21 protein-coding genes are annotated in these 20,931 nt (G+C 62.0%); 2 read left to right on the top strand and 19 right to left on the bottom strand.

Going from position 1 to position 20,931, the window contains the following annotated elements; genetic code table 11:
• Nucleotides 1-2 precede the first annotated feature (2 nt).
• Nucleotides 3-1,100 carry a polyamine ABC transporter substrate-binding protein gene (locus QQL76_RS03325; protein ID WP_499206370.1) on the bottom strand — a complete coding sequence of 366 codons (1,098 nt, stop codon included), beginning with the start codon at nucleotides 1,098-1,100 and terminating at the stop codon, nucleotides 3-5.
• A gap of 116 nt (nucleotides 1,101-1,216) precedes the next feature.
• Here QQL76_RS03325 and QQL76_RS03320 point away from each other — a divergent pair, with 116 nt between their 5' ends.
• A complete protein-coding gene (locus QQL76_RS03320) occupies nucleotides 1,217-1,840 on the top strand; it encodes a TetR/AcrR family transcriptional regulator (RefSeq protein WP_499206369.1) in 624 nt (207 codons plus the stop codon).
• A 58-nt stretch (nucleotides 1,841-1,898) separates the two neighbouring features.
• The gene (locus tag QQL76_RS03315; protein ID WP_499206368.1) at nucleotides 1,899-2,489 is read left to right on the top strand and encodes a hypothetical protein; all 591 of its coding nucleotides are present in this window, start codon (nucleotides 1,899-1,901) and stop codon (nucleotides 2,487-2,489) included.
• A 55-nt stretch (nucleotides 2,490-2,544) separates the two neighbouring features.
• On the opposite strand, the gene QQL76_RS03310 is transcribed toward QQL76_RS03315, so the two are convergent.
• The 18 genes from QQL76_RS03310 to QQL76_RS03225 form a co-directional block, all read right to left on the bottom strand.
• On the bottom strand, nucleotides 2,545-3,858 hold the full coding sequence (locus QQL76_RS03310) for an NAD(P)/FAD-dependent oxidoreductase (RefSeq protein ID WP_499206367.1): 1,314 nt from the start codon (nucleotides 3,856-3,858) through the stop codon (nucleotides 2,545-2,547).
• 39 nt (nucleotides 3,859-3,897) lie between these two features.
• Nucleotides 3,898-4,254 carry a c-type cytochrome gene (locus QQL76_RS03305; RefSeq protein WP_499206366.1) on the bottom strand — a complete coding sequence of 119 codons (357 nt, stop codon included), beginning with the start codon at nucleotides 4,252-4,254 and terminating at the stop codon, nucleotides 3,898-3,900.
• A 39-nt stretch (nucleotides 4,255-4,293) separates the two neighbouring features.
• Entirely contained in the window at nucleotides 4,294-4,617 is a 324-nt protein-coding gene (gene soxZ, locus QQL76_RS03300; RefSeq protein WP_499206365.1) for a thiosulfate oxidation carrier complex protein SoxZ, read from the bottom strand.
• 15 nt (nucleotides 4,618-4,632) lie between these two features.
• Complete coding sequence (locus tag QQL76_RS03295; protein ID WP_499206364.1) at nucleotides 4,633-5,094, bottom strand: thiosulfate oxidation carrier protein SoxY; 462 nt, start codon at nucleotides 5,092-5,094, stop codon at nucleotides 4,633-4,635.
• A 174-nt stretch (nucleotides 5,095-5,268) separates the two neighbouring features.
• The gene (locus QQL76_RS03290) at nucleotides 5,269-6,336 is read right to left on the bottom strand and encodes a YeeE/YedE family protein (RefSeq protein WP_499206363.1); all 1,068 of its coding nucleotides are present in this window, start codon (nucleotides 6,334-6,336) and stop codon (nucleotides 5,269-5,271) included.
• A 115-nt stretch (nucleotides 6,337-6,451) separates the two neighbouring features.
• Nucleotides 6,452-8,335 (bottom strand): DEAD/DEAH box helicase, encoded by a 1,884-nt coding sequence (locus tag QQL76_RS03285; RefSeq protein ID WP_499206362.1) that lies wholly within the window; start codon nucleotides 8,333-8,335, stop codon nucleotides 6,452-6,454.
• Between the two features lie 102 nt (nucleotides 8,336-8,437).
• Nucleotides 8,438-9,529 carry an ABC transporter ATP-binding protein gene (locus tag QQL76_RS03280; RefSeq protein WP_499206361.1) on the bottom strand — a complete coding sequence of 364 codons (1,092 nt, stop codon included), beginning with the start codon at nucleotides 9,527-9,529 and terminating at the stop codon, nucleotides 8,438-8,440.
• Between the two features lies 1 nt (nucleotide 9,530).
• On the bottom strand, nucleotides 9,531-10,316 hold the full coding sequence (locus QQL76_RS03275; protein WP_126008889.1) for an ABC transporter permease: 786 nt from the start codon (nucleotides 10,314-10,316) through the stop codon (nucleotides 9,531-9,533).
• Nucleotides 10,313-11,299 carry an ABC transporter permease gene (locus tag QQL76_RS03270; protein WP_126008887.1) on the bottom strand — a complete coding sequence of 329 codons (987 nt, stop codon included), beginning with the start codon at nucleotides 11,297-11,299 and terminating at the stop codon, nucleotides 10,313-10,315. Before QQL76_RS03270 ends, QQL76_RS03275 begins: the two co-directional genes overlap by 4 nt.
• A 100-nt stretch (nucleotides 11,300-11,399) precedes the next feature.
• Entirely contained in the window at nucleotides 11,400-12,512 is a 1,113-nt protein-coding gene (locus QQL76_RS03265) for an extracellular solute-binding protein (RefSeq protein WP_404864004.1), read from the bottom strand.
• 118 nt (nucleotides 12,513-12,630) lie between these two features.
• Nucleotides 12,631-13,731: an NAD/NADP octopine/nopaline dehydrogenase family protein gene (locus tag QQL76_RS03260; protein ID WP_499207099.1), complete on the bottom strand. Its 1,101-nt coding sequence runs from the start codon at nucleotides 13,729-13,731 to the stop codon at nucleotides 12,631-12,633.
• A gap of 75 nt (nucleotides 13,732-13,806) precedes the next feature.
• Complete coding sequence (locus QQL76_RS03255) at nucleotides 13,807-14,388, bottom strand: carboxymuconolactone decarboxylase family protein (RefSeq protein ID WP_499206360.1); 582 nt, start codon at nucleotides 14,386-14,388, stop codon at nucleotides 13,807-13,809.
• A complete protein-coding gene (locus QQL76_RS03250; protein ID WP_499206359.1) occupies nucleotides 14,385-14,882 on the bottom strand; it encodes a CMD domain-containing protein in 498 nt (165 codons plus the stop codon). The genes QQL76_RS03255 and QQL76_RS03250 overlap by 4 nt, the downstream gene beginning before the upstream one ends.
• Nucleotides 14,879-16,381 (bottom strand): NAD(P)/FAD-dependent oxidoreductase, encoded by a 1,503-nt coding sequence (locus QQL76_RS03245; RefSeq protein WP_499206358.1) that lies wholly within the window; start codon nucleotides 16,379-16,381, stop codon nucleotides 14,879-14,881. The genes QQL76_RS03250 and QQL76_RS03245 overlap by 4 nt, the downstream gene beginning before the upstream one ends.
• Nucleotides 16,378-17,448 (bottom strand): L-threonine 3-dehydrogenase, encoded by a 1,071-nt coding sequence (gene tdh, locus QQL76_RS03240; protein WP_499207098.1) that lies wholly within the window; start codon nucleotides 17,446-17,448, stop codon nucleotides 16,378-16,380. The genes QQL76_RS03245 and tdh overlap by 4 nt, the downstream gene beginning before the upstream one ends.
• Nucleotides 17,449-17,465: 17 nt before the next feature.
• Nucleotides 17,466-18,662 carry a PLP-dependent aspartate aminotransferase family protein gene (locus QQL76_RS03235; RefSeq protein ID WP_499206357.1) on the bottom strand — a complete coding sequence of 399 codons (1,197 nt, stop codon included), beginning with the start codon at nucleotides 18,660-18,662 and terminating at the stop codon, nucleotides 17,466-17,468.
• Nucleotides 18,663-18,786: 124 nt separating this feature from the next.
• Complete coding sequence (locus tag QQL76_RS03230) at nucleotides 18,787-19,413, bottom strand: helix-turn-helix domain-containing protein (protein WP_499206356.1); 627 nt, start codon at nucleotides 19,411-19,413, stop codon at nucleotides 18,787-18,789.
• 15 nt (nucleotides 19,414-19,428) lie between these two features.
• Entirely contained in the window at nucleotides 19,429-20,889 is a 1,461-nt protein-coding gene (locus QQL76_RS03225; RefSeq protein ID WP_499206355.1) for an aminotransferase class V-fold PLP-dependent enzyme, read from the bottom strand.
• Nucleotides 20,890-20,931 lie beyond the last annotated feature (42 nt).

The raw sequence follows: 20,931 nt of genomic DNA, 5'->3' as shown, positions 1-20,931 counted from the left end.
CTTCACTGCTGCAGCATGTCGGTCCAGAGATCCTGCATGGCGGTGTCGAGTTCGGCGTCGGGAACGGGATAGCGCTGCACGCGGGTGAGAAAGTCGGGCTGGTCGTCCCAACGCAGCACCGTCTTTTCCTCATCCGTCAGCACGTCGCCGGCAGCCGCGTTGGCCGGCATGCCCCAGTAGCAGGATGAGGTCGCAAGCCGTGCCTGGCCTTCCGGGCTGACGATGTATTTCACGAACTCGGTTGCGAGATCCTTGTTCTCACTGCTTTCCAGCACCCCGATCGACTGTGCCCAGAGAACGCCGCCCTGCTCCGGAATGGTCCAGTCGAGATCGGCGTTTTCACTGGCGAGAACTGCCGTCAGCCATTCGCCGCCACCGACGAGAATATCGACTTCGCCCGTTGCGAGCGCCGTCTGGCTCGCGACCACTTCGCTGACCTGGCTTGAGCGTGCCCGCAGATCGAAGAGAGGCTCGCGCAGGGTCTCGAGCGCTTCGGCGTCCAGATCACCCGTATCGATGCCTTCGCTGAGCGAGAGCATGCCAAGCACCGGCAGATAATAGTCATAGATGGCGATCCGACCGTCATACTTGCCGGAGAAGAGCGTTTCGAAATTCGTCATGTCGGCCGGATCGACGGCTGCCTTGTTGTAGGCGATCGTGTTGTAGCCGAACTTCTCCGTCACCGCGTAGGTCGTGCCGTCGCGGGTGTTGAGGTCTTCCATGACGAGCTCGGGGAAGAAATCGCCGGTCGGCAATTCGTCGGCAGGCAAGGCCGCCATGATGCCGAGATCGACCGCACGGCCAACATCGACGGCATCGATCACGAGCACATCCCAATCGCCTGGACGCGATTGTTCCAGGATCGCCAGACCGGCAGCCGTGCCTTCATACTCGCGCAGATTGACCCGCACATCGTGCTCTTCCTCAAAGGGCTGAACGAGTTCGGGATCTGTATGGTCGCACCACACCAGCGCATTGAGCTCCTGGCTCTGCGCGAAGGCAGGCGCGATGGTCGCAGGCGCTGCAGCGGTCAGCGCCGTGGCAGCCAGAAGCGATAGGGAAATCGATTTGCGGAAAGCAGACACGGGCGCGGCAGTCATCGTTCTCTCCTCTGTTGGGTGCACCTTGTTCCGATGCTGGAGACGAGGTTGACGCGACTTATTTTTGAAGTCAATTTGAATTTTGTAGTGGACTATAAATTTCCGGAGCGCGGCGTGTGACTGGATTGCGAGAGCAGCAGAAGGCGGACCGGCATCGTCGCATCCTCGATGCCGCGTCGGCGCTTTTCCGCAATTTGGGCTATGAGGCCGCGCGAATGGAAGACATCGCGGAACTCGCGCGTGTGTCACCGGGAACGGTCTATAATTACTTCGGATACAAGGGCGACGTTCTGGTCGCCATCGTCGCCATGGAAGTCGAAGAAATCCTCGGTGACGGCGCTTTGATGATCGATCGCCCGCATCACGACGTCGAGGAGGCAGTGCGCAGCCTGATCGCTCACTATTACGATCACTCGCTCGTCTACCTGAACAAGGAGATGTGGCGTATGGCGATGGCCTTGTCGATCCGCGATCCGAACGGACCGGTGAGCCTGCGTTATACCGCACTCGACCAGCAACTGGCCGATCAGATCTGCCAGTTGCTGAAGAGGCTGCAGGCCGCAGGTCTCGTAAGGGCGGAGCTCGACACGGTCGCGATCGGGCAAATGATCTTCAACAATCTGAACATGATGTTCATGGAATTCGTGAAGGACGAGCGGATGCCGCTCAGCCTCTTGAAGGCCCGCGTGACCCAGCAAAATGCACCGCTTCTGCGCCTGATCTGCTCCAAGGTGGCCTGAGAAGCGGAACATCGACCTGATCCCTGGATTGTGCGTTTCCATCCAGAGGAGCCACACCATGACGATCAAGAACTTCCTGCCGACGCTCGCCCTTGTGAGTTTCGCAGCCCTGCCCTTCGCGCATGCGCAGCAGCCGATTGAAGGCGAAGGCGCCAGCGAAACGAGCAACAGTCAATCAATCGCGTCGGACACCAGTACGGCCGACGTGAACTGGAGCGACGAATTGCGGGGGGCTTTCTTCACCGACGAAACGCTGAGAACCGTTCGTTCCGACGAGGAGATCGAGACCAACTTCGCGGACCTCGACGCAGAGCAACAAGCAAGCATCCGCGAGGATTGCGAGGCAGCCGGCGTCTCTGCCGCTTCAACGGGTGAACCCGAAGGCACCGCACCTTCGAGCGCGACCGATCCCGACAGTCAGGCGGTTGATGGTGTGATGGCCGAGGAGGCCAATCCAACGACACCTGCCCCCACCACATCGGGAAGCGTTGGTATCAATGCCCAATCCTCCGGCTCGATCGGCTCTGCGTCGACCCCGGCAAGTCCTGATCAGGATGCAGGCGAAGACAGTGCACAAGACGATGGCCAGGAAGCCGAGATGACCCGCATGTCACTCATCCAGATCTGCCAACGCCTTCCAGCCCAATAATCGCTGAAAGCCAGAATGAAAGGGCCGGGCTGGATGAAGCCCGGCTCTCTTTGTCTTAGGCCGTGATGCCGAACGTGTCGGCGATCATGCTGTCGTACCAGACGACGGATTCCTCGTAGGTTTCCTTGCGCAGCTCGGCAGTCTCGCCCGGCTGGCTGACGAAGGTCGAAGTCGCCGTGATCTTGCCTTCAGCAGGCTCGTACTGGGCACCGACCTTCACGCCGTCATCCGTCTCGATGAGGCTCCAGCAGGTGTTGGCGTAGCGGGCCGGGAACGCGCTCGATCCGGTGAGCTCCGCACGGATGCTCATCGCCGCGACCTTGGCCTGGCTGTTGGCGGAGAAGCCGGACTTCGGCATGTCGCCGGCAATGCTGGCATCGCCGATGACATAGATGTTCTCGTCGGCAGACGACTTCATCGAAGCGGCATCGATCGGGCAGAAGCCGGTCTCGTTGACGAGATCCGCCTCCACCGCGATGGCGCCGGCACGCTGCGCCGGAATGATGTTGAGAAGCGCGCCCTCAAATGTATCGAAGCCCGTCTCGACAGCACCGGCCGCGACGTCGACACCGGCGATCTCGCCGATGACATCGGGACCATACCACTCGACCATGCCCGGATAGTGTGTCTCCCAGCCTTCCTGGAAGAGCGCTTGCTTGGAGAAGGTCTCTTTCGGATCGAGCACGAAGATCTTCGACTGCGTGTAACCCTTCGCCTTCAGGACATGCGCCATCATCGACACGCGCTCATAGGGTCCTGGCGGGCAGCGATAGGGGTTCGGCGGCGTGACCATCACGATGTTCTGGCCATCTTCCAGCGCATCGAGACGGGTCTTCAGGATCTCCGTCTGCGGGCCGCCCTTCCAGGCATGCGGCGCAGTCTCCGCGGCTTCTTCGGAATAGCCGGCGATGGAATCGTAGATAATGTCGATGCCGGGCGCGACGACCAGGCGGTCATAGGCGATGTCCGTACCATCTTCGAGGCGAACCGTCTTGGCGTCGCGGTCGATGGCGACGGCCGTGCCGGTGACCTTGTTGATCCCGTATTGCGAAACGAGCGCGTCATAGCCATGCGTAATCGACTGCAGATCGCGATAGCCACCGAGATAGATATTTGAGAAGAAGCAGGTGGTGTAAGTCTCGGTGTTGTTGATCAACGTGACGTCGAGCGCACCATCGCTGTCCTTGGCGAGATAGCGCGCAGCCGTTGCGCCGCCGGCACCACCGCCGATGACGACCACCCGTGGCTTGTCCTGCGCCCGCAGATAGGATGGCAGTGCAAGGGTTGCCGCACCGGCCCCCGCGAGCAGACCGAACGTCCGGCGCGTCAAGAGCGGCCCCGCGCCGCGGCGATCTTTAATCAATGTCATGTGTTTGCCCCCAATGATAAATGTGATCTTCGTGGAAATTCATTGCTGCGAGAAATGCGCGGCAAGCGCCGCGACATCCTCGTCCGACAGCGCCGACGCGACCGAGCGCATCACCGCGTTCTCACGGACCTCGGACTTGTATTCATAAAGTGCAGCGATGATCGCTTCGGCCGGCTGCCCCTGGATGGCGGGGATGCCGCCCGCTGCATTGGCTCCGTGACAGGACGTGCATGGCGACGAGAGGTAATCCCCATAGGCGGGGTCGACAGCAAGTTCGCTCACGCGCTGAACATACGCCTCGACATCCGCAGCCGCTCCGGCTTTTTCCTCCGCCCCAGCCGGCACCGGAAGACCTGCCAGCATCGCTGCAGCAAGAGTGATAAATACCTTGACCAATCGTTCCCCCACCCTCGGCTGCGCCGCCTTCACTTGTCGTCAGCTAACTTCGATTGCCTCTTCCGCCTCGAAGACAGAGCCATCGTCATCGGTCCAGGTGAAGCGGAACGTTCCGCTTTCCGTCACACGCGCCGAAAACGACAGAAACGGATTGGCAGCGACGGCCGGTTCGATGGCGCAGGAGAAGACCGGTTCGCCGTTGAAGGTGCAGGCGAACGCGTTGATGATCTTGCGCGGAATGCGGTTGCCGGAAGCATCGCGGCGCTGGCCGGATTCCATCGTGTGCGAGATCAGGGCCTTGATCTCGATGATATCGCCCGAGGCGGCTGTCGCGGGAACGCTCACGCGTGGTCTCGATGACATGAAATCTCTCCCCGCTCAGGCTGCGCAACCGCCAACGGTGACTTCCACCGAGCGGCTGTCCATGAAAACCGAACCGTCGGCAAAGCGCGCGACGGCGACGACTGTCTGCGACTGGGCCAGCCGAATGCGCGTTCCCGCCGATGCCACGCCGCTTCTCGCTGTGAAGGCGAAGGCAGCAACGCCCGGCAGCGGATTGCCATCAGCGAAGATCGCCACTTCCTCCACGAGATCGCCGTCGCTCATCGCGCTCTCGACCGCCACCGAAACCGGAACAGAGCTGCCATTCTCGACCGCATCGGGAAGCGTCAACGTCACGCGGCCGGCTTGAGGCTCCACGCCACCGGTGAAATCACGGATGGCCGCCTGAAAAGCCTCCTCGTCTGCACGTGCCGGCGCAATACCGATCGCGCCGCCTGCGAAAGCGGCGACCGCACCTGCAGTCAGCGTGAGCACATGCCGTCGTGTGGCCTGTATCATGAGCAACTCCCAGCCAGTGACCGGCCGATCAAATCCGGCCAATCAACCCCAATATCGATGAGATACAGCCAAAGCTCAAAGGAACGACATGCGCGTTGACCGACATCCGCGCAAAAATCTTCTCGCGCGAGCCGGTTCCACGGGTGAATTTATCACCTGACGCAGGTGTTGTCGTTAAGCCGGGCTTCGCTCGCGCGGACGATCAAGCACGGTGTCGGCGACCGCACCCGCAACGGCCATGGACAGCAACGCTATGAGCGCTGACGCGGCCAGCACCGACCCGCCCGTCAGTCCTGCACCGATCGAGCAGCCAGCGGCCAGAACACCGCCGAAGCCCATCATGACGGCACCGATCGTGTAGCGCAGAATATGCGGCGCGTCAGGTTCGGAAAACGTTGCGACCTTGAACCTACGAAGCACGAGCGCAGCGAGAAGCCCACCCGCAAAAGTGCCCACCACCAGACCGAAGTCGAAGGTCGGCAAGGCAACTGTGCCGATGAGGGCGCCACTCGTCTGCGCAAGCGGTCGGATGAAGGAAATGCTGTCGATGGCAATCGGCTCGAACAGCTGCGCCGTCAGCGTCGCAGTGAAGTACCACGCAGCGGCCACCATAAGCCCGACGACGACTGCGCCGGTCGACTGGCCGAGACCAAGCTTCGCCCGGGCGGCCAAGGCGAAGGCAACCACCGCCACGACGGCACCAAGAATAACGCCTGAAACATTGCCGCCACCCGTGTGGTCGACGAGCGCGTTGCCGCCGATCGCAGCTGTGCTCAGAAGCGGCGCGATCGCATCGCGACCCGGCACCAGAAAACCGTAAAGCGTGGCATAGGCAGCCAGCGCCACGAAAACGAGGCTGTAGATCGCACGCAGATTGCCGGCCGCACCGAGAACGAGCAGGCGCGACACGCATCCGCGCGTCAGCACCATGCCGATGCCGAAGATTGCGCCGCCAATGAGCGCACCGGAGAGGCTCTGGCCGCTGGCGAAGAAGCGGCTCGTGTCCACGGCGATCACGCCGGAATAAAGCATCACCTGCACGGCAAGAAGCGCGGCAGCGAAGCCGAGCAGCCAGGTGGCAGGCCCGGTGAGGCTCCGTGCTCGCGCCATGTCGATCACCGCCATGCGGGTGCAGAAGCCCGTCTTCAGCAGCGCGAAACCGAGAATGAAACCGATGACGCCGCCACCAAACGTCGCCGTCATCTCTTCACCGACCCGATCGATCAGCGGCACGAAGTCCATCGAAGCAACCCCAGCTCTTGCAACGCGAAATGTGAACCACCGGCCTTACATCACGCAGCGCGCTTGCTGAAGCCCACCACCCGAGAAGACGACAGACCGGGATTCCGCGGTACGCTCATGCGTCCCGGCGCTTCGCGCCCTTGAACTTGCCGGGCTTCCCCGGCTTGCCTGGCCTGTCCGCCTTCGGACCCTTGCGCGCCTCGTCGGTCCGCGCGGGGCGGTCTGACCAGTCCGCACGCTTTTCGGCAGCCCGCTTGGCCGGTTTGGGACCGGATGGCTTCGCGCCGGCGGGCTTGCCACGCGGTGCAGACCGATGGCTGGAGGCACCATCGAGCGGCACGATCGTCACGCCTTTTTCACCGGTGCCGCGTTCCGCCAGATGTTCGACGTAAGCGTCGGCCTGGTCGCCGGCAATCTCGAACCGCGTTTCGGTCTCGTCGATCTTGATGGAGCCGACGTCCTTCTTCGTGACGCCGCCTGCCTTGCAGATCATCGGCAGAAGCCACTTCGGATCGGCGCGCTGCTTGCGCCCGAGCGACAGCTTGAACCAGACGCCGCCGGCCATTTCGGAGCGCGGCTCCCGCGGTTCACGGGGAGCGCTGCCGTCCCGCTCGAAGCCGCGCTCGCCCTTCGGCGCGCGCGGCGTGATCGGACGAATCGGAATTTCGGCCACATCTTCGGGAATGGGGCGCGATGCCAGTTGCTGGCGGAGATAGGCGGCAGCAAGCTGTTCCGGCGTCACCTTTTCCAGAAGCTCGGCAATGAACGGCTCCTCGTGCTGCTCGACCGGTGGCGTGGATACTGCAGCTTCGAGGATCTGCTCGCGATAGCGCGCCTCGATGGCCGCAATGCCGGGGGCCGGAACGGTCGCAGCATTGAGCTTTGCAAGCGACAGCACCCTTGCTGCCGCACCACGGCGATGTTCGGGCACGATCAGCACGCACACGCCCTTGCGCCCGGCTCGGCCGGTACGCCCGGACCGGTGCAGAAGCGTGGCCGGGTTGCTCGGCACATCCGCATGGATGACGAGGTCGAGATTGGGCAGGTCGATGCCGCGAGCGGCGACGTCGGTGGCGACGCAGACATGCGCCCGACCGTCGCGCATCGCCTGCAGCGCGCTCGAACGCTCGGACTGGGCGAGTTCGCCCGACAGCGCCACGACCGCAAAACCGCGATTGCCGAGCCGCGCCGTCAGATGCCGCACGGATTCGCGCGTATGGCAGAAGACGAGCGCGCTTTTGCTGTCGGAATGGAGAAGCGTGTTGATGATGGCATGCTCGCGCTCATCGCGGCGCACCAGCATCAACTGATAGTCGATATCCGCATGCTGCTCGGTCGATGCCGTGACGGCGACGCGCACCGCGTCGCGCTGATAGGTCTTGGCAAGCTCGGCGATCGGCCGCGAGACGGTTGCCGAGAACATCAGCGTCCGGCGGTCGTCCGGTGCCGCGGCGAGAATGAATTCGAGATCGTCCTTGAAGCCGAGATCCAGCATCTCGTCGGCCTCATCCAGGACGACGGCCCGAAGGTCGGCAAGATCGAGGGCGCCCTTGTTGATGTGATCGCGCAGACGACCGGGCGTGCCGACGACGAGATGGGCGCCGCGTTCGAGCGCCCGGCGCTCGTTGCGCATGTCCATGCCGCCAACGCAGGTGGCGGTGCGCACGCCGGCAACGGCATAAAGCCAGTCGAGTTCGCGCTGGACCTGCAAAGCCAGTTCGCGTGTCGGCGCAATCACGAGACCGAGTGGCCGTCCGGCAGCACCGAAGGTCTCCGCGCCATCGAGCAGCGTGGACGCAATGGCGAGCCCGGAGGCGACTGTCTTGCCCGATCCGGTCTGTGCCGAGACGAGCAGGTCCGCCCCCGCATGGGCGTCGTCCAGCATGGCCGTCTGAACGGGTGTAAGCTGGGCGTAGCCGTGCGCTTCAAGCGCGGAGGAGAGAGCAGGATGGATGGCGGCCGGCAGGGATGCCGGCGCATTTTCGATGGACGATGTCATGAATGGGGCCTCTTTGTCGTGCCGCATACCAGAAGAAGCACGCAAAGAGCCAGCCTTCGCCGGCAAATCAGAGCAAATTAAGTCGCCGGCGATCGTTTCCGATCAGCCAGCGAGCACGGCCAGCCTGTTCGTGTCCCAGGTCACCCACACCGTGTCGTCGGCGAACTGGTGCGCCACCGCAGGGTCCACATGAGCCTTGATGATCAGCGGATCGCGCTCGTCGACCTGGACGTCGACGGTCGTCTTGCTGCCCTTGAACACGCGATTGACGATGCGGCCCTTGAGCGCACGGTCGTTGGCGGGCCTTTGCGGCAGGCAGATCACGTTCTCCGGCCGGATCGACGCGGCAACGCTTGATCCTGTCTGCGGCTGACCACCATTGGCCGAGCCATAGACGCTGTGGCCCTTCCAATCGATGATGACCGCACCCTGGTCGCTGCCGCGCACGGTGCCTTCGAGCAGATTGGTCTCCCCGATGAACTCAGCGACGAAGCGGCTCGCCGGGCGGTAGTAAAGGTCCTCCGGCGTGCCGTCCTGCTCCACGCGACCGGCGTTCATGACGACGATCCGGTCGGACATGGTCAGCGCCTCTTCCTGATCATGGGTGACGAAGAAGAACGTCTTGCCGGTGCGGCGCTGGATGTCCTTCAGTTCCACCTGAACCTGACCGCGCAGCTTGGCGTCGAGCGCGCCGAGCGGCTCATCGAGAAGCAGAAGCTTGGGATCGGGGGCAAGCGCGCGTGCGAGTGCCACGCGCTGTCGCTGGCCGCCCGATAGCTGATCGGGCGTGCGATCGCGGAAGCCGGAAAGCTGCAGGAAATCGAGAAGGCTTGCGACCCTCCGGTCGATCTCGCCGCGCTGCTGGCCCTTCAGTTCGAGACCGAATGCGATGTTCTCGCCCACCGTCATATGCGGGAAGAGCGCATAGTCCTGAAAGACCATGTTCACGTCACGCTTGTTCGGCGGCTGCTTGGTGACGTCCACGCCGTCGAGGATGACGCGGCCCTGATCCGGGCTTTCGAACCCGCCGAGGATGCGCAGTGTCGTCGACTTTCCGCAGCCCGACGGTCCGAGGAAGGTGACGAACTCACCCGCCATGATCTTCATGTCGAGATTGTCGATCGCCTTGGTTTGGCCGAAGCTCTTCGACACGTTCTCGATGTGAACGATCGCTTTTCTGCCCTGCTGGTCCATGTCAGGCCCCTTTGTTCATGCGGCGCATCGAGCGTTCTGCCCAGATGCCCAGAATTGCTGTCATGACAAGCACGACCGTGGAGATGGCGTTGATTTCCGGCGACATGCCCGAGCGCAGCTTGGCGAAGATCAGCACCGGCAGGGTCGGCTGGTAGCTGCCGAGGAAGAAAGCGCGGACGAAATCGTCGAAGCTGAGCAGCATGCAGAAGATACCGGCTCCGATGAGCGCCGGGCGAAGATAGGGCAGCGTCACGCGGAAGAAGGCGATGAGGCTGTCGGCACCGAGATCGCGCGCCGCTTCGATATGGCTCTTCGGCAAGGTCGCAAGCCGCGCCATCACCACCAGCGCCACGAAGGGCACATTGTGCACCGTATGGCCGAGAATGATGGCAAGCATGCCCGGCTCGATATCCAGGAAACGCGCATAGATGCGCAACGAGATTGCCGAGATGATCCCGGGAATGACTGCTGGCAGGCAGGTGATGGCGAAGATGATGACCTTGCCCGGAAACTTGTAGGGTCCGAGGAAGGATGCCACCCACGTGCCGATGACGAGCGACAGAAGCGTGCTCGTGATCGCGATCGTCATCGAATAGATGAAGACGTTGATCACTTCGGTGTCCTGAAAGACGCCTTTGTACCAATCGAGCGTCCAGGACTGGATCGGGAAACCGATGAAAGCGGAATCCTTGAACCCCATGACCACCATCAGCACCAGCGGCACGAACAGATAGACCACGAATGCCCAGTAGATGACGGACATGAAGATGCGGGTGGACTTGGTCATTTCATCAGACCTTTTCCGGAGCGGCCCATGAGTTTCAAGAAGATGCCGGTGATCGACAGTGCGGCGATCAGCATGATCGAGGAGAACGCAGCACCCGTCGGCCACTGGTCGCCTGCCACATGGAAGAAGCCTGCGATGGTTTCAGCGAAAACGGTGGTGCTCGGCCCGCCGAGAAGAACCGGGGTAGCGTAGTAGCCGGTCGAGATCAGGAAGACGAGCGTACAACCCGACGCGATCCCCTCCTTGGAGAGCGGCAGCGTGATCCTGCGAAACCGGGTCCAGGCACCCGCTCCGAGATCGGCACCCGCTTCGAGGTAGCTGCGCGGGATCTTTTCCAGCGCCGAATAGAGTGGCAGCAGCATGTAGAGCGAGGTCAGGTAGACGATGCCGACGCCCAGCGAAAAGCTCGTATACATGAAGGGGATCGGCCGCTCGATCATGCCAAGCATCATCAGCAGCCGGTTCAGCGCGCCCGTATTGCCGAGCAGGATCATGATCGCATAGGTGCGCACGATTTCGCCGACCCAGAAGGGGATGAGGAGCAGAAGCAGGAAGATGAGCTGGTTCTGCCGCTTGACGTGCTTGGCGAGGAAATACGCAACCGGATAGGTGATCAGCAGCGTCGCGAAGGTGAAGGTGAAGGCATAGACCAGTGTCCGGATGAACGGCGTGACGAAGATGCTCTGCCCGAAGAAGGTCGCCCAATTGTCGAGCGTGAATTGCGGCTCATAGCCGACGCGCGGCGGGTAGGAATCCAGAAAGCTGATCCAGAACATCTGGATGATGGGTCCGAGATGCGCCACGAACACCCAGATCAGCGGAAAGCTGGCAAGCAACAGGAACTGGCGCCGTTGCGTCTTGAATAGCACGCCCGTCGCCGCGTTGTACGTTCCGTTCTGCGCCAGCGCACCCCAAAAGCTGCGCCGCCCGGTTGGTGACCGTTCACGGCTCTCTTCGAGCGTGGAGGATTGGGTATGAGCCATCAGCGATGCTCCTTCGACGCTTGACCGGCGCGCGGTAACGTCTGGCTTGAAGTACGAAAATGGCCGGAGCGGACGCTAGACCGCCCGCTCCGGTGAAAGATCAGGCTGCCTTGATTTCTTCGACGGCCGGGTCGACGAGCTGGTACTTCATCTCGTTGGCCTCGGCGCGGAAGAACTGCAGACCTTCCAGTTCCTCTTCGGTGAACGACGATGCACGCTGCTCAAGCTCGCTCAGGTGATCGTTGACGCCGTTCATGGTCGACAGGTAGCCCGATGCGCGCGTCATTGCCGCACCAATCTCCGGACGAGCCAGAAGCGCGTCGAGGAAGGTGTAGGCGTTGTCGGCGTTCGGCGCGTTCTCGGCGATGTTGAACGTGTAGATGAAGCCGTAGGAGCCTTCCTTCGGGATCGTCATGTCGATCGGGAAACCGTCCATGATCAGCTTGGAGATCGGGCCGTTCCAGGCATGGGCGAGCACGACGTCCTGGTTGATGAACATCTGCTGGATCTCGGCGCCGGAGTCGTAGAATTTCCGAACCATACCCTTGTTTTCGATCATGAAATCGCGCGTTTCGCGCACGATCTCGGCAGCACGCTCCGGATCGTCCATGTATTCGATCATGTTGCCGTCATAGCCCTTATAGAGCATCATGACGGACATCATGTCCTGGATGATGTACGCGGTCTGGCCCTGGTATTTCGGGTCGAACATCACGTCCCAGCTGGTCGTCTCGGACGCGTCGACCATTTCGGTGTTCCAGGCCAGCACCTCGGCGCCGGAGAGCACGGGTGCGCCCCACTTCTCGCCGTTGATCGTGCCCCAGTCGCTTTCCGAGTAAATGGTGTTGATGTTGCCCCAGTTCGTCAGACGGTCCGTGTCGATCGGTGCGAGGAGACCGGATTCGATGAACTGCAGGAAGCGGTGGCCGGCAACCGTCAGAATGTCGACGGTCGGCTGCGGCTGTTCGGCCGCCAGAAGGTTGAACTGCTTGCCCTGGTCGTCGACGAGACGCACCTGGATCTGAATGCCGGTCTCGTTCTGGAACTCGCTGATGAAGTCCTGCGGAATGAAGTTGGCATAGGTCCAGATGTTGACGGTGCCTTCCTGTGCACGCGCTTCACGCGAGCGGAGAATGGACGGTGCGGCCAGAATAGCGGCACCAGCGGCCGACGTCTGGATCAGCCTGCGGCGATTGATGTGAAATTTCGTCATTGCGTAGTCTCCCTCTGTTTCCGGTGATGATCGGCCGTCTCGCACGCGGAGGTTTAACGGCCAGTGCCTGTCATGATCTTTTGTTGGGCCGGGCTTCTTCGTCCCGTGTACTCAAAAATCAGCTTGCGGCGCGCGCCTCCGTCGAAACCTCGAAGCCGTCGCGAGCCAGTTGGCGCAGCCGCTCCAGGGAAAGATCGGACATGCCGATCGCGTCGAGAAGCGTGTTCTCGGCTGCGAAATCCCGGCCATACATGGCGGAGAAGATGCGCACGCCGGCGTCGTGAAGGACCGCGGGGCGGCCAGTGAGTTCGCCGAGCTTAACCGTCATCAGAAGGCCGAACGGCACATCCTCGGTGACGTAGCGTGAATCCGCTGTGGCCGGGCCGGTCCCGCCACGCCCTTCGCGGTGCATTTCCTGGTTCATTGCCGAAACACTGTCCTTCGGCACGTGGAACGACAGATGGAAGTGTTCGAAGATGTCGCGCACGTTCAGGCCGAGCGCTTCGGCGATCGCGATGCGTTCGCGATCGAGTTCCTCGAGCAGGCGGCCGACATTGGGCGTGACGTTGAGCCCTTGCGGCCAGATTTCGCCGTGCTCCATGCGCGTCATGTTGCAAAGCGCGATGCCCATGTGGTTCTGCGGATTGAGGTTTGAAAGCGCGATGGCGAGGATACCGTCGCGCTGCACGAACCGGTCGCCGAAGAGCGTCTGGCAAACAGCGAGCCCCTCGGCGCTCAGTGATGCCGGCACGGTCGCGACATCGACCTTGCTGCGCACCGTGTTGACCTGCGCCTCGACGAGGCTCGGCTGCCGTCCGGTGGTGACCGTCGTCCCCCAGGCGACGATCGGAACGACGATGCCCCGATCGGCAAGAAGCCGGTTGAGATAGAGCGCGCCGAAGGAGGCATGCGAGCTGATCAGGACGGTCTGACCTTCGCGGATGAAGGGCGCGATGGCATCCATGACAGCTTTGTGGCCATAGCCCGGCAAGGCGATCATCAGCACGTCATTGGCTTCGACGAGTTGCTGCGCCGACCCCGCGACTGCAGGGTGGAATGTGCCTTCCAGTGCACCGGAAGCAATAAGCGCTTCACCGGCTGCCAGGCGCTTGGTGCGCTCGCCGGATGGCGACCAGAGCATCGCTCGGTGACCGGCATTTTCCAAGTAGGCAGCCGCGCCAAATGCGATGGACCCTGCCCCCACGATACCGACCTTCACGATCCCCTTGCTGCCCTGCTCCACTCTCGATTCCTTTCATTTCATCATTTCGAACGGGCTTTTGTGGGCCCAGAATCAGTCCGCTTTCGCCACCGGATCGCCAAGCACGTGCATTAGCCGGTTTGCCCAGCCGAACAGCGCCGTGGACAGGATGAGATCGAGGATTTCCTCCTCGCTCATGCCGATGTCGCGCAGTCGTTGCATGTCGTCTGCATCCGCTTCGCTCGGGGCCTTGGAAAGCTTGGTCGCGAATTTGAAGATCGCCGATGCGCGCTCATCCAGGTCAGCCTCTTCGCCATCCGCGAAGATGCGCTGCATGAGCGTTTCGTCCTTGGCAAGCTGATTGTAGCGGCTGGAATGGACGGCCGCGCAATAGACGCAGCGATTGACGACCGACGCCGCGGTCGCGCCGATCTCCCGCTCCGCACGGCTCAAGCCACCCTTGTTGTACATGATCGCGTTGAAGAGCGGCGTGCGGACTTTCAGCGTCTCGACATCGTTGGCGAGCACCAAGACGTAGTCGGAAACTTTCGTGTTCGACGGCGTCACCTTGAGCGCATCGTGCTGCTCCGGGGTCGCCTCGGCCAGGTCGATGGGTTTGACCCGCGGGCGCCACTCGGGAACCTCGGTGGTGAAGTCGTGGATCACCGCGTTCATGCCGCACCCCGCATCAGCTTCAATCCCGCAAGCAACCGGATCTGGTAGGCGAGGAAGGCGTTGAGCTCGGCCAGTCGAACGATGTCGGCATCCGAAACGCCGGCCGCCTGAAGCGACGCCACGTCGTCAGGCTGCGTCGCCTTCGGGTTGGCCGCGACCAGATCCGTAAACGTCAAAACGGCGTTGATGCGCGACCAGGCATCGCCATCGAAGGCGGGATCGGCGATCGCGAGCGTGTCTTCGTCTGCGTCGTAGGTGGCGAGCAGTGCCGCATAGTGCTCGGCAAGCTCCGCGCATCGGTTGAGCTTCGAAATCCGCGTCGCAAGCGCCGCGCGTTCGACGTGGGTGAAACCACCGGTATCGTTCGGCTTCAGCGCTGCATCATGCGCCGCTTGTGTCATTGCGAACACATCGGCTCGCAACGCTACGGCAGCCGCGACTTTAGAGCCATCGTCACTCACAGATGCGAGCCGTGTCACCACATCAGTGCTCATCGGGCGTCGCTCCCCGTTTTCAATGCGGGCTCGTCGAGCTCCTCGCCGGGGAGCGGCGTTTCGGTCCACTCGTCGCCCAGAAGCTCCGGCTTGTCGTAAGCTTCCATGGCCGCGAAATGGGTCTCGACATCCTCGCGATAGAGCGTGGCAGCGATTTCGCGGGCAAGCCACGCCGCGCCTTCGCTGATGCCAGGAATGTCGCCGCTGACCTTACCCAAGCTCACCGATGCGCCGTAATTGAAGCAGTGGATCGCCGAGAGCCACGGCGCGGTGCCCGCATCGCGCTCCTGGAAGGCGAAATCGTCGGCGAGATAGGGAAACTTCGCCAGTTCCGAATGACGGAGTTCGGCCGGCGCGGCATAGCGATCGCCCCAAAGCAGGATCTTGTCGGCATAGCCGTCAAGCTCGGTGCGTGCCAGCGGCTCGACCGTGAAACCTGTGCCGAGAATGAGGAAGTCCGTCTTCAGACGGCTGCCGTCCTGCATCGCGATGTCGAGCTCGCGACCGTCATGGGTAATCCGGTCGATGCCCTTGCCGAAGTGGAAGTATGCATTGGGATGCCGGCTGACGCGCAAGGTCGACCCGCGCGGCGACGGTGTCTGCGTCAAGAACGAATAGTGCATGAAGCGCCAGCGCCACGCATCCGAAAGACGCGGAAACGCCGCCGTGAAACCAAAGGAGCCAATGCCCATCATCTTGTTGATGGTCGGCATGTGCTTCCGCCGGATCAGATGGCGCACTTCCGCGGCACCGGCTTCGAGCGCTTCGGCGGAATTATCGACAGCGGAGGCGCCGACGCCGATGACCGCCACGCGCTTGCCCTTCAACGCCTTGAAGTCGATGTCTTCCGACGAATGCGCCCAGGCCGATTTCGGCAATCCTTCGACAAAGGCTGGGATGTTCGGATGCCCGGTCCCGTCACGGCCGGTCGCCATGATGACCTTGCGCGCAAAAACCTGGGCGTAATTCGTGCCGGCGCCCGAGAGATCGAGCTTCAGATAATCACCTTCGGGCAGAATGCGATCGACATTCACTTCGTTCTCGACCGGGATCTCAAGCACTGCGCGGTACCAGCGCAGATAGTCCATCCACATGGGCCGCGGGATCTTGTCCAGCGCGTCCCATTCCGCTTCGCCGAACTGCGCAGTGAACCATGACCTGAAAGTCAGCGAAGGAACGCCGTAGGCCGGACCGGTCAACTGTTTGGGCGACCGCAGCGTTTCCATGCGCGCGTAATTCACCCAAGGCCCTTCGTAGCCGGCCGGATTGCGATCGAAGATGCGCACATTGCGGATGCCGGCGGATTGAAGCGCGAAGGCAGCGACAAGGCCACACATACCGCCGCCGATGATCACAACATCCACGACCGGCTGGCCTTCTACATGGCGTGGAGGCACCCAATTGGCCGGCGGGCGGCACAAAAGCTCCAGATCCTTGCGCACCCGTGCATTGAGCGCATCAAGCCCCGAGTCATCGGTGTCCAACGGTGATCGGCTCATTGCGCTGCCGTCCTCTGCATGGCGAAGCCGCTCGTGCCCGCATCCGACCAGTCGAGCACGATTTTGGCGGCTTCGCCGCGCTTGATCGCCTCAAACCCCTTGTCGAAGTCAGCGGCAGCAAGCCGATGGGAGATCACGCCGCGCACATCCAGCCCGGACTGCAGCATGGCGAGCATCTTGTACCAGGTCTCGAACATCTCACGGCCATAGACGCCCTTGATGACGAGGCTCTTCAGCACGATCGACGACCAGTCCACGAGCATCGGTTGTGCAGGCAGACCCAGAAACGCGATGCGGCCGCCCATGACGAGCGTGTCGACCATCTGGCGGAAAGCGACGTCTGAGCCGCTCATCTCGAAACCGACGTCGAAACCTTCCCGCAGACCGATGCGGCCCATCTCACTGCGCAGGTCCTGCGTGGCTGTGTTGACCGGAACGACATCGCAAAGCTTGGCGGCAAGATCGAGCCGGGCTTGGTTCACATCGGTCACCACGATGTGCCGTGCGCCGACATGGCGTGCGACAATTGCCGCCATGATGCCGATCGGCCCCGCGCCGGTGATCAGCACATCCTCGCCAATGATGTCGAAGGAAAGAGCGGTGTGCACGGCATTGCCCAGCGGATCGAGGATAGCGCCGATCTCGTCGTCCACTTCATCGGGCAGCGGAATGACATTGAACGCCGGAAGCGCCAGATATTGCGCAAAGGCGCCCGGAATATTGACGCCGATCCCGCGCGTCTCAGGATCGAGATGGAAGCGTCCCGCGCGTGCGGCGCGGCTCGAATTGCCGACGATATGGCCTTCGCCCGAAACGCGCTGGCCAACCTTCAGATTGGTGACGGAGCGGCCCACATCGACGATCGTCCCGGAATATTCATGTCCGACGACCATTGGCACAGGAATGGTGCGTTGCGCCCACTCGTCCCATTTCCAGATATGCACATCGGTGCCGCAGATTCCGGTTTTCGAGACCTTGATCAGCACCTGATCCGGACCGATTTCCGGAATGGCCACTTCCGTTTGCCAAAGCCCCTCACGGGGTTCCGACTTGGCCAGGGCGAACATGGTTCCGGTATTCGAGATCACGAGATCACCTTCAGTTCGCGCCCTGCTTCGCCGAACGCAGCAAGTGCCGCATCCAAATCGTCCTCGGTCAAAGCCGCATTCATCTGGGTGCGGATCCGCGCCTGGCCCTTGGGAACGACAGGATAGAAGAAGCCGCTGACATAGACGCCTGCTTCGTAAACCCGCTTGGCCATGGCCTGCGCAACGGACGCCTCGCCGAACATGACCGGCACGATCGGATGTTCGCCCGGCAGCAGGCGGAAGCCGAGCGCCTCGAGTCCCGAGCGCCATTTCGTCGTGTTGGCGTAAAGCCGCGCGCGCAGATGGTCGCCCTTTTCTGCAAGTTCGATTGCCTTGATGCTGGCAGCCGTGACCATGGGTGGAAGGGCATTTGAAAATAGATACGGACGCGCGCGCTGGCGCAGAAGATCGATCACGGCCTGCGGACCAGCGATATAGCCGCCGATCGCGCCGCCGAGTGCCTTGCCCAGCGTGCCGGTGAGGATATCGATCCCATCAGCCACGCCGTGGTGCACGTGGGTGCCTGCGCCGCGCTCGCCCATGATGCCCGTCGCATGACAATCGTCGACCATCACGACCGCATCGAAGGCTCGCGCCAATGCAACGATCTCCGGCAGCTTGGCGAGATAGCCATCCATCGAGAAGACGCCGTCCGTCGCGATCATGATCGTACGCGCACCATCGGCCCGCGCCTGCTTCAGCGCCGCTTCCAGTTCGTTCATGTCGGAATTGGCGTAGCGATAGCGCGTTGCCTTGCAGAGCCGGATACCGTCGATGATGGAGGCATGGTTCAGGCTGTCGGAGACAATCGCATCCTGATCGGTCAGAAGCGGCTCGAACAACCCGCCATTCGCGTCAAAGCAAGCGGCAAACAGGATCGCATCGTCCTTGCCGAGATAGCGCGCGATCGACGTTTCCAGTTCGCGGTGCAGATCATGGGTGCCGCAGATGAAGCGTACGCTAGCCATGCCGTAGCCAGAACTTTCCAGCGCCGCGGTCGCCGCCGCGACAAGTTCCGGATTATCGGCAAGACCGAGATAGTTGTTGGCGCAGAGATTGATGATCTCGCCGCCGCGGCCTTCGATCGACACCCGCGCAGCCTGTGGCGACTGGATCGGCCGCTCCCTCTTGTAAAGATCGGCAGCGCGGATCTCCGCCAATTCGGCATCGATGCGGGCGAGGAATGCGGACAAGACGGTCTCCTTGCAGACGCCGGCTAACACTTTCGACTAAGAACGTTATCCAATATAGCGGACATGTCAATCGATGTTGAACAACAAGAATGCACGGAATGTCACTGCCCGCGATTGATGCAAACTAGGAGTTGCGCACCATGAGAATTGCGCGTGCGGGGCCGTTCTTGGCCTCCAAAGAATGCGGCCGGTCTGCCCGATAGCAGGCCGTATCACCCTCTTCGAGATCGAGAGAGCGCAAGCCGGATTTGACGGTGATCTCCCCCTCCAGGATAGTCAGGTGCTCTTCGCAACCGTCGCGATGCGGTTCGCTGACAAGCGCACCTCCGGCATCAAAAATTACGTCGTAGAGCTCACAGTCGCCCGCGTAGTCCGGTGGACTGAGGATTTTCAGTCGACATCCCTCACCTTTTGACTCGATTGTGGGGATCCGTTCGGCCTTGACGATCCCCCGGAAGCCGTCATTGACCGGCACCTTTCCGTCGATCAAACCCGCAAAATCGACGTCGAGCGCGCGCGTCAAATTCCATAAAGTAGAGACGGTGGGACTGGAGCTTCCGCGTTCGATCTGCGACAGCATCGAGCGCGAGACGCCTGACAGCCGGGCGACGGCATCGAGCGATAGATTGCGCTCCCGGCGGATCTCCTTAAGGCGCTCGGAAATCCTCTTTCCCAGATCCATACGGGCAATGCCTCCTCCAATATATTGGAGGACATCATGCCCGAGGTTCAGCGATGCGGCAAGCGTCAATGGCGGTCCCTCATGTCATGCCGCGACACTGCCTTCTCGGCCTGCCGCAAAGCGCGCGGTTGCGGGATCTGGGCGATAGTCACCGGCAAGATCGGCAGCCTTTAGCGCCAGTCCGTCCACCGCATCGACGATGAAGCGCGCTTTCTCGTCGCTCAGCAGATAGCTGAAGTTCAACCGCACCCAGCCCGGCTTTTCCATTTCCATTCCCGCATCGATTGCGGCGGCTAGATCGCGCGAAGCCGCCTCGTCGATACCGAGAAGTCGGTGCGCATAAGGCCCGGCGCAGGCGCAGCCGCCCCGTGCCTGAATGCCGTGATGATCGCTCAGCATGCGAGTGACGAGTTGATGGTGAACATGTCCCCCCCGACCGTCGCGCACGCGCAACGACATGACGGGCAAGGCATCCTCAATGTGCCCGCCCAGAACCTCAAGCCGCGGATTGTTCGACCAGCGCTTCAACGCCATCACTCGCAACTCGCGGTTACGCCTGGAGATGAAGGACTGACCGACCGCCTGCTTGACCAGGAGCACGAGTGCGGCGCGAATATCGCCGATCCCGTTCGGCGTCCCCGCCTCCTCGCGTGCAATGATCTTGTCGCTGTAGCGATGCGCCCATGGCGAGACAAAAGACACGGTTCCCCCACCTGGAAGAGTCGGCCGCGCGGTCGCAACGATATCGTTCTTCAAAGCGAGGATGCCGGACGCTCCCGGCCCGCCAATGAATTTATGCGGCGAAAAGACAATGGCATCGATCGCCGCGTCGTCCGCAGGCACCATGGACATCGGCAGATAGGGTGCGCCCGCAGCATAGTCCCAGATCGCGATCGCGCCATGGGCCTTCACGAGCCGCGTGATGCCGACGACATCGCTGACAATGCCCGTCACGTTGGACGCGGCAGAAAACGCGGCAACCGTAAAGCCTCGCGACGTTGCATCCACAAGCGCTTCAGTCAGTTGAACCTGGTCCGGGCCGCCGCCCTTTTCTTCGGAGATCTCCACGATCCGCGCGCCGCTCTCGCGCCACGGCAGAAGGTTGGAGTGATGCTCGTAGGGACCGATGATGACCGTGACGGCTTCGCCGCGCGCAATCCGCTCCGTGATCGCCAGCAAGCCCACAAGCCGGTTGATTGCGGCTGTCGCACCCGATCCGGTAAAAATAACGCTATGTGCACTGCCAGCGCCGAGCATGCGGCTGACCGATGCGCGTGCAGCTTCGCGCAGGCGGGTGGAATAGGCCCCGCAATGGGACGCCTCGGTGTGGCTGTTCGCGTAAAGCGGCAGAACCTCTTCCATCACGAACATTTCGATCTGCCGCAGCGCCCGGCCGGAAGCAGTGTAGTCAGCATAGACGAGCCGGCGCGGCCCAAAAGGGCCTTCGATCAAGGCACCCTCGCCGATCAGGCCGTCACGAAGCCGAGCGATCAGATCTCCCTCGCCCGCCAGTTCCTTGGCCCAGTTTTCCAGGCTCCCATCCATCTGCGCATGCCTTGGTTCGATTTCTTGAAACAAGTTTGACGC

Origin of the sequence: Rhizobium albus, assembly GCA_030160035.1 — a bacterium.
In the GTDB taxonomy this organism is placed as follows: Bacteria; Pseudomonadota; Alphaproteobacteria; order Rhizobiales; family Rhizobiaceae; genus Georhizobium; species Georhizobium albus.
The sequence above is the reverse complement of the archived record's forward strand: the minus strand, read 5'-3'. Positions and strand labels throughout refer to the sequence as shown.

Coding starts and splice junctions, on each gene's coding strand:
- QQL76_RS03325 (WP_499206370.1), bottom strand. CDS start 1,100: ATGACTGCCGCGCCCGTGTCTGCTTTCCGCAAATCGATTTCCCTATCG.
- QQL76_RS03315 (WP_499206368.1), top strand. CDS start 1,899: ATGACGATCAAGAACTTCCTGCCGACGCTCGCCCTTGTGAGTTTCGCA.
- QQL76_RS03310 (WP_499206367.1), bottom strand. CDS start 3,858: ATGACATTGATTAAAGATCGCCGCGGCGCGGGGCCGCTCTTGACGCGC.
- soxZ (WP_499206365.1), bottom strand. CDS start 4,617: ATGTCATCGAGACCACGCGTGAGCGTTCCCGCGACAGCCGCCTCGGGC.
- QQL76_RS03295 (WP_499206364.1), bottom strand. CDS start 5,094: ATGATACAGGCCACACGACGGCATGTGCTCACGCTGACTGCAGGTGCG.
- QQL76_RS03290 (WP_499206363.1), bottom strand. CDS start 6,336: ATGGACTTCGTGCCGCTGATCGATCGGGTCGGTGAAGAGATGACGGCG.
- QQL76_RS03285 (WP_499206362.1), bottom strand. CDS start 8,335: ATGACATCGTCCATCGAAAATGCGCCGGCATCCCTGCCGGCCGCCATC.
- QQL76_RS03280 (WP_499206361.1), bottom strand. CDS start 9,529: ATGGACCAGCAGGGCAGAAAAGCGATCGTTCACATCGAGAACGTGTCG.
- QQL76_RS03275 (WP_126008889.1), bottom strand. CDS start 10,316: ATGACCAAGTCCACCCGCATCTTCATGTCCGTCATCTACTGGGCATTC.
- QQL76_RS03270 (WP_126008887.1), bottom strand. CDS start 11,299: ATGGCTCATACCCAATCCTCCACGCTCGAAGAGAGCCGTGAACGGTCA.
- QQL76_RS03265 (WP_404864004.1), bottom strand. CDS start 12,512: ATGACGAAATTTCACATCAATCGCCGCAGGCTGATCCAGACGTCGGCC.
- QQL76_RS03255 (WP_499206360.1), bottom strand. CDS start 14,388: ATGAACGCGGTGATCCACGACTTCACCACCGAGGTTCCCGAGTGGCGC.
- QQL76_RS03250 (WP_499206359.1), bottom strand. CDS start 14,882: ATGAGCACTGATGTGGTGACACGGCTCGCATCTGTGAGTGACGATGGC.
- QQL76_RS03245 (WP_499206358.1), bottom strand. CDS start 16,381: ATGAGCCGATCACCGTTGGACACCGATGACTCGGGGCTTGATGCGCTC.
- tdh (WP_499207098.1), bottom strand. CDS start 17,448: ATGTTCGCCCTGGCCAAGTCGGAACCCCGTGAGGGGCTTTGGCAAACG.
- QQL76_RS03225 (WP_499206355.1), bottom strand. CDS start 20,889: ATGGATGGGAGCCTGGAAAACTGGGCCAAGGAACTGGCGGGCGAGGGA.